Source organism: Halobellus inordinatus (assembly GCF_024464655.1).
In the GTDB taxonomy this organism is placed as follows: domain Archaea; phylum Halobacteriota; class Halobacteria; order Halobacteriales; family Haloferacaceae; genus Haloquadratum; species Haloquadratum inordinatus.
Genome location: NZ_JANHAV010000016.1, coordinates 1 through 11,812, shown reverse-complemented (window position 1 = coordinate 11,812; position 11,812 = coordinate 1). Strand labels below are relative to the sequence as shown.

Here is an 11,812-nt window from a genome sequence, read left to right as displayed (position 1 = left end):
TCATCTTCGATCCCGACTGGGAGACGATCACCTGGACGCCCGAAGACGGCTCGGACACGTTCGTCTGGTGGGGCGGCAAAGCCGGCTCACACGCCCGCCGCCAGTACGACTTCGTCCCCACCGACGAGACAGACTGGAGCGACCAAGGAAGCGAACATAGCTGCCGGCCGCTTCGGGAACGGCACGAAGCGAAGGAACCACCTGCTGAAGCCGACGACTGAAACGTCCGTACACGAGCAACCGTAGCATAACAGATCTGGTTCCCCCCTGACGTCGGCCGCTGGTAGGTAGCGCGGTCGACGTCGTGCCTGTCAAGGCTGAACAGTCCCCGAACAGCGTACTGTGCAGATAACACGATAGCCACCATCGGTAATTATTTATTGTATGCTATTATATCGTGACTTGGATTCCCATGGCAGAGTTTCCGTTACTCGTACGGTTCCGTACGGACGACTATCCGACCCTCGTGCCCGTCGATTCCGAAGACACGGTCGAGGAGGCGGCGAACAAGATCTCACATATCGTGGACAGTCGGGTCCACATCGACCACGATCGACCGCTGGAGATGATCTACGAAGGGGACGTCGTTCCAGGCGACGAGCGCGTCTCGGAGGCCCTCGAACCCGTAGAGTACGTCGAGATCCAATACGAGGGCGAGGAGATCCCCGAAGGATTCGGCGAGTCACATCCTGCGTGGAACGATGAAAGTATGCTCGAAGCACACCCCGAACACGCGAAACCTCAAGAGTAAGTATGCCAAGAGAAACTGCGAACACGCGCGACGGAGAAAAGCACTACATCTGCGACGACCACGACATCTGGGCCGACGAGGTGACCTTCTTTGAGGTCGGCGACCGGAAAGTCCTGATCTGGCGAGACCTCGAAGAGCGGATTCACGCCTACGACGCGATCTGTCCCCATCAGGACCGAGATCTAGAGGAGACCGGTGACCGAGGATGCGTGTGCGGACCGCACGACGACGACACGACGCTCACCTGTAGGGCCCACACCTGGGAGTTCGACCTGAAGTCGGGCGAGGGGCTAAACCCCACCGGAAACGGCCTGAACGAGTACGAAGCGGGCGTCGACGGCGGCGAGATTTACGTCGTGATTCCGGAGGGGAGCTGAAGATGGGGAAAGTTGGACCCGTCCTCCGGAACAACAGAGAGACCGAAGGGATCATCGAGGCGCTGAAGCGTGATACCGACGGAGAGGTCGAAGTCACCGACCGGCGCGCGTACCTCCGTGTCGAGGCCGAAGACAGGTGCGTCGTGACGAAGGAGACGCTGGACGAGATCCTCGGAAAGGGCGCAATCCAAGTCCCTGGTGGGATCGAAGAGCAGATCTCCTCGTTCAAGGGGTACATCAAGCCCCAGTCGGATCGAATCGAGTTCGTCAGCGACATCAAAGAGACCCACTCAGACCAATAGATCGATGAGCGAAAAGGACTACCCGATGAAGCAAGAGACGTATCGGACGTACAGCACTTGGAACCAGCGGCGTGTCCCGACGACGTACGACATCGCCGCCCACCGGACGAACTACGACATCGGCGAGCGGTACGACGGCACGGTTCCCCGGCTGGCTGTCTCCTCGGACGAGGCGCTCCCCCAGTGGTATCAAAAGTACCGAGAAGGAAGCGCCATCACTGGAGAGTACCCCGACGACTTCGACTCGTGGCGAGACCCCCGCGAGCTTACCTACGAGAAGTACAACGAGTTGATGGACAAGCGGGAGAGCACGATCGAAACGTTGTACGAGCAGGCAGAAGTGCTCGAACGCGGAACCGAGCGGAGTGACGACCCGTGGCTCGACTTCCAAGAACGGGCGTTCCTACCGCTTCGATACCCGTGTCACGGGCTACAGATGATCGCGTCGTATCTCACGATGTTCGCGCCGTCCAGTACCATCAGCACGGCGATGACGTTCCAAGCGACGGACGAGATCAGACGACAAGAGCGTCTCGCGCGTCGAGCGACCCAGCTGCACAAGGAGTTCCCGGAGAAGGGGTTCACCGAGAACGAGCGCGAAATCTGGGAAGAAGACGAGATGTGGCAGCCGTTGCGGAAGGTCCTCGAAGAACTCCTCGTCGAGTACGACTGGGGCAAGTCGTTCGTCGGCACGAACCTCGTCCTGAAGCCGCTGCTCGACGAACTCTTCTTGGCACACTACTCGGAACTCTTCGACAAGAACGACTCGAACCTCTACGCACAGGTCCTCGACAACTTCTATCTCGACGCGGACCGGAGCCAGGAGGTCGCCGCCTCGGTTGCAGATCACGTCATCGAGATCGACGAGTCGAACGAGGCCGTCGTACAGGAGACTGTCGACGAGTACTACCCGGCCAGTGAGGAGGCAGTCGAGGCGTTCCGACCGGCGTTCGAGTCGATGCCGCCGGAGACGATGGCTTTCGACGACGTACTGGCCGACATCCGCAGGAAGTACGACGCGATGCTCGCGGACCTCCCCGTGTCGCGCCCCGCCTAACTAGAGATCCACCTCGCCGACGCCGCTTTCGCGTCGCGCGTAGCTGCAGGTACAGGCCTTTTATCGGCTGTTTTGTGGCGTTTCGGGACAAATTTTAATATAGTTCGGTTAAAGTACTCCAGTGCATATGCTACCAAACGTGAGGCGTGAGGACTGGTACCAGACGGCGACGAACACGAACTGGGATCTGTCCTACGTCGACGAAGAGGAGGCCTTCCCACCGGAGATGACGGGGCAGGACGCGTACGACATTCCCGAAGGCGGTTGGGAAGCCTGGGAGGAGACCTACAAACAGACGGCCCGAGAGTACTACGAGACGCAACACGAGAAAGACGGGAGCGTCTACTCGGTCAGTTCGGCGATGGAGCAGTCGGGGCTTCCACACTCCCTCGGGATGGGTTGGGAAGACGTCTTGAAGTTCCACTTCGCGTCGGTCCCGCTGCTGGAACGCGCCGCCGTGACGAGTGAGTCGCAGTACGCTCGTTTCGCGCCGGACAGCGCGTGGCGACATATGGCGCAGTTCGGCGCGATGGACGAACTGCGACACACCGAACTGCAGCTGCGGATTCCTCACAGTTTCGTCAAGGAGGACGCCCAGTACGACTGGAGTAAGAAGCTCTATCACACCGAAGACTGGGCGTCGGTCGCGGCGCGCCACCTGTTTGACGACTTCAAAGCCTCTAACGCGATCGACTCCGCGCTACAGGTCACGTTCGCGTTCGAGACCGGATTCACGAATATGCAGTTCCTCGCGCTGGCCTCCGACGCCGCGGACGTCGGTGACATCGAGTTTGCGGAGGCCATCTCGTCGATCCAGACCGACGAGGCCCGACACGCCCAGCAGGGCAATGCAATCATCGAGATCCTCGACGAGTACGACGACCTCGACCGTGCACAGTATCTGGTCGATAAGTCGTTCTGGCGCTGTTACAAACTGTTCTCGGCGCTGACGGGCCCAAGTATGGACTACTACACGCCCGTCGAGGACCGTGAGATGTCCTGGGGCGAATTTATGGAAGAGTGGATCGTCGACCAGTTCCTCGAGAATATCGAGAGCACCGGTCTCGAAAAACCGTGGTACTGGGAGCAGTTCATCGAGCTGGTACGAGAGGGTGGCACCAGCCACTATATGGCGGGCGGACACTACCACTGGCGGCCGACGCTGCCCATCGCGCCGCCGGGTGTCACCGAGGAAGACCGCGAGTGGCTCGAAGAGAAATACCCCGGCTGGGAGGACCGCTGGGGCGAAAAGTGGGATCGGCACGCAGAGGCGATGCGGAACGACAACCTCGAAAAGACGGTCGCCGACGACCTCATCGTGCTGTGTGACCTCTGTCAACTTCCCGCGATTCACGCGGACCCCGACCGCGAGAATAACCGCCTCCACTCTCACGAGCACGACGGCGAGACGTACTACTTCTGCTCGGAGCCGTGTCAGTGGATCTTCGAGAACGAGCCCGAGCGCTACGCGGAGCACAAATCCATCCTGCGCCGCTTCCTGGCTGGCGACATCCAGCCGCAGACGCTCGAAGGGGCTCTCGAGCATATGGGTATGGGCGAGGAGAACGTCCACGAGCGCGGCATCGACTTCCGCGCGCCCGAGTGGGGAGACGACTGGGCCGACTGGAATCCACCGTCCGCAGAGCCGACTAGTGCCGCCAGCGACGACTAACACGTGAACTACCCTACTCGCTCACGGCTGACGCCGTTCGCTCCTTGAGGGTAGGGCTTCCTGCTTCCACGACGCGCTTTGCAGACACCTGAGTGGTGTCCGTAGGGAGCGCAGTCTCCACAGGCGTTAACGAATCGCTGCGCGATTCGTTCGCACACCAGAAATCTTCGATTTCTGGGGACGTTCGTTCGGAGTGTCCCACTCCTACGTCTTCGAGACCGCGAGAAAGAATGTTCCACGCCGCATTCGCGTCCCTATCCGCCTCGAACCCACACGCCGGGTAAGAGTGTTCACGGACCCATAGCGGCTTCTCTGTCGAGACGCCACACGCCGCGCACTCTTTGGTCGTCCCTCTCGGGTTGACCGCCACGAAGTGCGTCCCTTCGCGCTCGCACTTGTATTCGAGTAACGAGAGGAACGTCCGCCACGCGGCGGAGGCGGTGTTGCGGCTGTTCGATGGCGATTCCAGCATCCCCTTCACGTTCAGGTCTTCGACTGCCACGAGGTCGTACTCCCGACCGTAGTAGTTCGAGAGTTTGTGCAAGAAGTCGCGGCGCTTCCGTCGGAGATCGGCGTGACATTCCGCGACCCGTCGCCGTTGCTTCTCCCAATTGTTCGACCCGTGTTCCTTCCGTGAGAGGGACCGCTGTTCGTGTTCCAGTCGCTCCCGCTCGGCGGAGAGGTCAAGCGACCCCACTGCGGTTCCGTCGGTGTCGTGTGCGTACTTGAGAATCTCCGCTACTCTCGTTCCTCGATTAACTCGTCCAACTGCTCACGGACGAACGAGGAGAGATTGAGGTGTTGGTCCTCAATCCACTCGTCTTGGTCTTCCCGGATGGTGATTGTCTTCCGTTTCACTGTAATGCACGATGTGCACGTCACACGTATAATAGCTACGGTAGACATAGGCCTGTGAGTCTGCAACAAAACAGTGTATGGAAAACGATGACGGCACTGTCTCCCCGCCCTACTGTGCTACTCGGGCTTCGCCCTGCGTTGCTCGTTGAGGACGAGGGCTTAGCGCCTTTATCCAGCTAACACCTAAACAGAGGCGTTCCGCAGACACGGCGAGAAGCAACGGTGGAACGGAGCGATACGCGTCGAGACCGCAGGATTCGATCGCTTCCGGTACTTTTTGACCGGTGGTTGCGATATATTTAATTACTATTAGATAGTATTGAGTGTCAATGGCTCCCACGAGTCAAGAGCAAGAGTCCCTAGGCGAGTGCCCGGCATGTGGATACGAATTTACCGAGGACGACATCCTCGATGGTCCGCCGCCGCTGTACGGCGAACCAACCGTTCGATGTCCGAATTACGACGGCACCGATCCGACCGACGAGCATCGAGCGGTCTTCGAGGACCTCGAAGGGACGCCCCACTCTATCAGGGTGTCGAATCTCGAGGTTGAACAGGCAGACTAGCGTAGTGAGCGACAGAACCGACAGTGGACCCCGACAAGTCAGCAGGGGTCCGCAGTCAAACGTTGTAACTCACTCAAAAGTTATTTATAATATTCTTTCGAACGTGCTACTATGGCCGACGAGCAGTTTCACCCATCAGAGTGCTGTGTCAAGTGCCCACACTTCGATGAGTTCGGGCGGGCGTGCACACACAGTCTACGACAAGCAATCATCAAGGAACTCACAGACGAGACGTCCACGAACTGTCCCATCTACTCCGAGGTTCGAGCGCAATCGATGCGTGACCTCGAACAGCAGCTAGTTTCGTAATACTGTCGAACACAATTGCGCCAGGTGATCAGTCACTCGACGCAACGAAGTGCTGTACAGACTCGTGTCCGAGAGTGTGAATCAGCGTGCGAAAAAGAGAGTCGCAAATCGGAAACTCCTAACTCACGCTACAGTTTCGGCGGCCGCTCGCCGAGAATATCTTCGATCGCCTCGCGGAACATCTCGATGTTCTCTTTCGAGTCCACAGCGGTCGACGCTTTGGTCTCGGGAAGGTTTGTCTCTTTAGCGAGCTCGATCTTTCCTTCGAGACCCTCCTGATCCTCGATATAACTGTAGTACTCCATCAGCTTATCACCGCGGAAGAAGTCCATAATCGCGCGGATGTAGGGAGCGGCCTCTTCTCCCCACTCGTCGATCGGTTTCACCCGCCACTCGCAGTCGTCGTGTCCCATCCCGGCACACTTCGATTCCATCGCCAAAACGGGAATCTCTGCAAATCCGCTGCACCACGCTGACGCGTATCCAGTCAGGCTCCAGCAGACCGGCTCTTCGGCCTCGCCGTTGTAAATCACGTGCTGCTCTGCTTCGTAGGAGTTGTGCCAGAGGCCCCCATATCGGAACTCGCCGGCATCCTCGTCGTACTCGTATTCGGTCGTTTCGACGCTGACAAGTCCCTTGTCTGTATGGATCTTGGGCCCGGCTTCGAGTAGTTCTTTCTCGCTGTCGAAATCGTAGTTCTTGTCGATAGATAAAAAGTCCGAGTACCCCGACTGGAATCCGAATCGGAACAGCGTCTTCCGGGCTTCTTCAAGTCCTAGCGTGTCGATCAACTGCTGGCGGAGGAGCCCCATTGATTTCGCGTTGAAGATAAGCATCCGGTTGTTCCGGAACGAGTTCACACCCGGTTCGGCCCCGTATTCCAGATCCGCTTTGAGATCGAAATCGTCTGATTTCATCTGATATTGACCTAGGAACCCGACATAAAAAAACTATATGCGTGCCGGAAACCGACGACGACGAGGACGGAACGAACTACATCAGCGGCCCGCGTCGGTAGCGGTACGCATCAGAAAGTAATTGATTTGATCTATTACTGAATAGTATAATATTTACTATACTACTTTATTCCTTCAAGCCCGGAGTGTTTCCGGGCTATTGCCCTAAAAAGAGTATTATTTATTTTAAAATAATATTTCAAGAATGTATAAATACTGGATACATTTTGTATGATGTATTCACGGTCTCCCTCGTGGCACAACTCCTAAGACGCTCAGTAGTGATGGAACAGTAATGACCGACGGAGCGCTCAGAATCGACGACAGGAGGCGACGCCGCTAGCCGATGCGACGAGTTACGACGAGTTTCCTCGGCGTGAGGAAAGCGGGGCGATCGAACAGCACGTACGTTCACCTTCGGTTACGACGATGACAACCTCTGCAGCGGACGATCACCAGACAGGAACCGAGGACCACGAGGAAGAGCCCGACCCGACCGCCGAAGCCTCACCGTACGTCGGGAAAGGCCTTCTCGACGAGAATATGGGGCCGAGTTCCGCGATGGCTCACCTCTATCGCGGCGAGCTGCACCGGATGAAGCTCTGGCGCGAGCGCCTCGATAAGACGACCAACTGGGCAGTCGTCGTCATCGCGGCGATCATCACCTGGGCGTTCTCTAGCCCAGAGAACCCACACTACATTATCCTCATCGGCGTCGCGACGTTGACCGTCTTCCTGACGATCGAAGCCCGTCGCTATCGCGGCTACGACATCTGGCGAACGCGCGTCCGGACGCTTCAGGAGAACGTCTGGGCGTACGGCCTCGACCCGGAAGGTGGTCTCGTCGACGAGAACTGGCGCAAACGGCTCGGCGACGATTACCGGTCGCCGACGCTGAAGATCAGCACCGAGGAGGCCATCGCCCACCGGCTACGGCGGGTGTACCTGCCGCTGTTCGCCGTGCTGCTCGCAGCGTGGTTCGTCCGCATCACGGCATTCTCGCCGAGTTCCTGGATCGAGACCGCTGCCATCGGGATGATCCCCGGCATAGTCGTCGTCGGAGTGGTCACGCTCTTCTACGTTGGCGCAGTCCTCGTGGCCCTTCGATCGCGGACCTGGCACGCGAAAGGCGAACTACGCACCGAGGATCTGCGAAAGCGACAGTAGGGAGGCGGTCGGCGGGCGGTCAGTGTACAACGGTTGGCGTTTTCTGTCACGCTCTGTCCACTCAGCCGTCGCGCGCGACGACCGGGCGAGACGTCTCCTAGTATCAGAAAGATAGTGAACTGAGAGAACCGACAGATATCGGACACACCTCAGTCCGCGGCGTTCGTGACGTCGCTACGAGTTAGTTGTGGAATCGGACTACGGCCGTGGGGGCCAGCAGTCGTTTCCACGTCCGTCCGGGGATTCGCTGCCGAGGTTACTCGAGGTCGAAGCGGTCGAGCATCATCACTTTGTTCCACGTGTCCGCGAAGTCCTGCACGAACTTCTCCTCGGCGTCGTCGCTGCCGTAGACTTCCGAGATCGTCCGCAGTCGGGAGTTCGAGCCGAAGATCAGGTCCACGCGGGAGGCCTCCCACTCGACCGCACCCGTCTCGCGGTCACGCACCTCGAAGACCTCGTTCGAGTCAGAGACCGGTTCCCACTCGTAGTCCATATCGAGCAGGTTCACGAAGAAGTCGTTGGTCAACGTCTCCGGCTGGTCGGTGAAGACGCCGAGGTCGGAGTCCTGGTAATTCGCGCCGAGCGCGCGCATTCCGCCGACCATAACCGTCATCTCGTTAGCCGTCAGGTTCAGGAGTTCGGCCTTGTCCACCAGCAGTTCTTCTGGCTGGCGTTCGAGGTCGTCTCCGAGGTAGTTACGGAACCCGTCCGCGTTCGGCTTGAGCGCCTCGAAGGACTCGACGTCGGTCTGTTCCTGCGTGGCGTCCGTCCGTCCCGGCTCGAACGGAATCGTGACGTCGTAGCCGGCGTCCGCCGCCGCCTGCTCGACGGCCGCATTGCCGCCCAGCACGATGAGATCAGCGAGCGAGACCCGAACGTCGTCGGATCGCGAACCGTTGAACTCCTCGCGGATCTCTTCGAGCGTCGACAGCACCGACTCCAGTTCCGCCGGCTCGTTCATTTCCCAGCTCTTTTGCGGTTCGAGACGAAGCCGAGCGCCGTTGGCGCCACCGCGTTTGTCGCTGTCGCGGTAGGTCGACGCCGACGCCCAGGCGGTCTTGACCAACTGAGAGATGGACAGCTCCGAGGCGAGGACCTCCTCTTTGAGTTCGGCGATCTCCGCCTCGCCGATCAGGTCGTAGTCGGCGTCGGGGACGGGGTCCTGCCAGATCATAACCTCGTCCGGAACCTCGGGGCCGAGGAACCGCTCCGGCGGGCCCATATCGCGGTGGATGAGTTTGTACCACGCTTTCGCGAAGGCCTCTTGGAAGTCTCTCGGGTTCTCCTGGAAGTGCTCGAGGACCTCGCGGTAGTCTGGGTCGCGCTTGAGCGCGACGTCCGTCGTCAGCATCATCACGTCTTCTTTGTCCGACGGGTCCTGGACGCCCGGTGCGGCGTTGTCGAGTTCGCCCTCTTCCGTTGTCCACTGCCACGCTCCGCCGGGGCCTTTCTCCGGCACCCACTCGTGGTCGAGCAGGTTGTCGACGTAGCTCATATCCCACTGGGTCGGCGTGGTGTTCCACGGACCTTCGATACCGCTCGTGATGGTGTCGGGGCCTTTGCCCTCACCGAAGTCGCTCTCCCAGCCGAGACCCTGCTCCTCGATGGGTGCTGCTGCGGGCTCGGAGCCGACGTGCTCGTCGGGATCGTCGGCTCCGTGGACCTTCCCGAAGGTGTGTCCGCCAGCGATGAGCGCGACCGTCTCCTCGTCGTTCATCGCCATCTGGCCGAACGACTCTCGGATGTTCTTCGCCGAGCCTTCGAGGTCCGGCTCGCCGTTCGGACCCTCGGGGTTCACGTAGATGAGCCCCATCACGGTGTTGCCGAGCGGCCATTTGAGGTTCCCCTCCTCGTCGAAGCGCTCCTCGGAGGACATCTCGAACTCGTCTTCGGGACCCCAGTCGACCGCCGCGTCAGGCGTGTAGTCGTCCTCGCGTCCACCGCCGAAGCCGAACGTCTCGAAGCCCATCGATTCGAGGGCGACGTTTCCGGCCAGGACGATCAGGTCGCCCCACGAGAGCTGGCGACCGTACTTCTGCTTGACGGGCCAGAGCAGTCGGCGAGCCTTGTCGAGGTTCGCGTTGTCCGGCCAGCTGTCGACCGGCGGGAGGCGCTGGTGACCGCCGGATGCGCCACCGCGGCCGTCGAAGGTGCGGTACGTGCCGGCGCTGTGCCACGCCATTCGAATAAAGAGCGGCCCGTAGGTGCCGTAGTCTGCCGGCCACCAGTCCTGCGACGACGTCATCACCTCCTCGATGTCCTCTTTCACCGCCTCGAAGTCGAGCTTCTGGAACTCTTCGGCGTAGTCGAACTCCTCCCCCATCGGATCGACCTGCTGCGCGTTCTGGTCGAGGATCTCTACCTGCAACTGGTCCGGCCACCAGTCTTGGTTGGAGCGTATCATCAATTGGTAGTTGTTGCTTTCGCATATAAATATTGCCTAAGTAGCTAAGTGTGTATTGGCGATAGGCGAAGTAATTTGTCGAATCCGAAAACTTTTGTCAACTATACATCGAGCTTCGCGTGTGCGAGACACAAAATAAATAGGAGAGGTAAAGCGAGGATAAAGACGGTCGTGGCCACGTCCTCGCGAACGGCAGCGGCGCTATATAGAGTGATTCGACTGAGCGGCAGCGGCCCGCGGACGGACTCAGTTCGCACAGTACCGATCCCGTGTCGGCCGAAAAGTGGCAGTAAAATCGAAACGCTGCGGTAGCCGGACGGGCGCAACGGCGCGCCACGGGGGCACCACAGCAGGCGTGGGCCGGGAGGCAGCGTTTCTCGCCGTCATTCGGCGATCGGACACTGTGGGCGGTCGCACGACGAAGGCGTGCAAACGCTACCTTGGGGGAGAGTACGGGAAGTCGCAGTCAGCTGCTTATAGGGGTGTCGTAACCGTTCATAGATTCTCGCCGCATCGTCCGGCGAGAAATCTATGAGGAATTACGAGAATCCCTATTACTCCGTCTTGCGGACGTAGTGCTTGTAGACATCGTCGCCCTCGACCTGCTCGAGCATCTCGACGCCGTCTGTTCCGTCTGCCCAGCCGTCGAGGTCGCTCATACTGCCGGGGTCGGTCGCGAGTACTTCGAGGACCTCACCCTCCGCGAGGTCGTCGATGGCAGACTTCGTCTGCACAACAGGCATTGGGCACGATGCACCTTTCACGTCCAGCGTCTCCGCGATATCGAATTCAACACTCATTGGGTATCCGCTCCGTGATTCGTATTGGAGCTACTCTACAATATTGGTGCCACAATTAAAAGAATATCGGTCTCCAACGTCGTAGTGGAGTAGATCTCTTTCAACCACTTCTGCGCCTCTGGTCTGATTTGCGTCTTCTATAGGGTACGCACGCACGGAGATCAGTTCGTTTCTTGCCTGGTGCTGTATTGTGCAGTTTTAGAACTACTATGCAAATATTTTTGTATCACCGCCCAGTAGAGGAGAGTGCACGATATGAACGCCGACGACCTTCCCACCCCCGACGCAGAGGCTGACGCCATCTCTCCGACCGACCTGAAAGCACAGATCGACGCCGGCGACGACGTCACCATCCTCGACGTCCGCATGCAGTCCGACTACGACGAATGGCACATCGACGACGACAACGTCACCTCCATCAACCTCCCCTACTTCCAGTTCCTCGACGACGACATCGACGACGACGTTCTCGACCAAATCCCCGACGACGAGGAACTCGTCGTCCTCTGTGCCAAAGGCGGCTCCAGCGAGTTCGTCGCTGGCACCCTCGTCGATCTCGGCTACGACGCCCTCACCCTCGAAGACGGCATGAA

Annotated in this window: 13 protein-coding genes and 1 pseudogene; 10 read left to right on the top strand and 4 right to left on the bottom strand. The window is 59.2% G+C overall.

Annotation, left to right across the window (positions count from 1 at the left end):
* The 6 genes from NO347_RS17005 to NO347_RS16980 all read left to right on the top strand — a co-directional run.
* On the top strand, window positions 1-221 hold a 221-nt coding region (locus tag NO347_RS17005), incomplete at its 5' end, for a hypothetical protein (protein WP_256290899.1).
* Window positions 222-412: 191 nt separating this feature from the next.
* Window positions 413-751 carry a toluene-4-monooxygenase system B family protein gene (locus NO347_RS17000; protein ID WP_256290898.1) on the top strand — a complete coding sequence of 113 codons (339 nt, stop codon included), beginning with the start codon at window positions 413-415 and terminating at the stop codon, window positions 749-751.
* A gap of 2 nt (window positions 752-753) precedes the next feature.
* Entirely contained in the window at window positions 754-1,128 is a 375-nt protein-coding gene (locus NO347_RS16995) for a Rieske 2Fe-2S domain-containing protein (RefSeq protein ID WP_256290897.1), read from the top strand.
* A gap of 2 nt (window positions 1,129-1,130) precedes the next feature.
* Complete coding sequence (locus tag NO347_RS16990) at window positions 1,131-1,430, top strand: MmoB/DmpM family protein (protein WP_256290896.1); 300 nt, start codon at window positions 1,131-1,133, stop codon at window positions 1,428-1,430.
* A 4-nt stretch (window positions 1,431-1,434) separates the two neighbouring features.
* Window positions 1,435-2,487, top strand: a complete 1,053-nt coding sequence (locus NO347_RS16985; RefSeq protein ID WP_256290895.1) for a ferritin family protein — start codon at window positions 1,435-1,437, stop codon at window positions 2,485-2,487.
* 127 nt (window positions 2,488-2,614) lie between these two features.
* Window positions 2,615-4,159, top strand: coding sequence for a YHS domain-containing protein (locus NO347_RS16980; protein WP_256290894.1), 1,545 nt, complete (start codon window positions 2,615-2,617; stop codon window positions 4,157-4,159).
* A 13-nt stretch (window positions 4,160-4,172) separates the two neighbouring features.
* Here the strand turns inward: NO347_RS16980 and NO347_RS16975 are convergent.
* Window positions 4,173-4,892 (bottom strand): annotated as a pseudogene (locus NO347_RS16975) (RNA-guided endonuclease InsQ/TnpB family protein); the annotation flags it as partial.
* Between the two features lie 454 nt (window positions 4,893-5,346).
* Between NO347_RS16975 and NO347_RS16970 the strand changes: the two are divergent.
* Both NO347_RS16970 and NO347_RS16965 read left to right on the top strand, forming a co-directional pair.
* On the top strand, window positions 5,347-5,583 hold the full coding sequence (locus tag NO347_RS16970; protein ID WP_121570088.1) for a hypothetical protein: 237 nt from the start codon (window positions 5,347-5,349) through the stop codon (window positions 5,581-5,583).
* A gap of 111 nt (window positions 5,584-5,694) precedes the next feature.
* Window positions 5,695-5,892, top strand: coding sequence for a hypothetical protein (locus NO347_RS16965; RefSeq protein WP_256290893.1), 198 nt, complete (start codon window positions 5,695-5,697; stop codon window positions 5,890-5,892).
* Window positions 5,893-6,020: 128 nt separating this feature from the next.
* Here NO347_RS16965 and NO347_RS16960 read toward each other — a convergent pair whose 3' ends face one another.
* Window positions 6,021-6,809, bottom strand: coding sequence for a XylR N-terminal domain-containing protein (locus NO347_RS16960; protein ID WP_256290892.1), 789 nt, complete (start codon window positions 6,807-6,809; stop codon window positions 6,021-6,023).
* A gap of 468 nt (window positions 6,810-7,277) precedes the next feature.
* On the opposite strand from NO347_RS16960, the gene NO347_RS16955 reads away from it, so the two are divergent.
* On the top strand, window positions 7,278-8,015 hold the full coding sequence (locus NO347_RS16955; RefSeq protein WP_425492409.1) for a DUF2270 domain-containing protein: 738 nt from the start codon (window positions 7,278-7,280) through the stop codon (window positions 8,013-8,015).
* A 256-nt stretch (window positions 8,016-8,271) separates the two neighbouring features.
* Here the strand turns inward: NO347_RS16955 and katG are convergent, their stop codons facing one another.
* Both katG and NO347_RS16945 read right to left on the bottom strand, forming a co-directional pair.
* Entirely contained in the window at window positions 8,272-10,419 is a 2,148-nt protein-coding gene (katG, locus tag NO347_RS16950; protein WP_256290891.1) for a catalase/peroxidase HPI, read from the bottom strand.
* Window positions 10,420-10,973: 554 nt separating this feature from the next.
* Complete coding sequence (locus NO347_RS16945) at window positions 10,974-11,219, bottom strand: sulfurtransferase TusA family protein (protein ID WP_256290172.1); 246 nt, start codon at window positions 11,217-11,219, stop codon at window positions 10,974-10,976.
* Between the two features lie 255 nt (window positions 11,220-11,474).
* Between NO347_RS16945 and NO347_RS16940 the strand changes: the two genes are divergently transcribed.
* A partial coding sequence (locus NO347_RS16940) for a rhodanese-like domain-containing protein (RefSeq protein WP_256290890.1) occupies window positions 11,475-11,812 on the top strand: 338 nt, incomplete at its 3' end.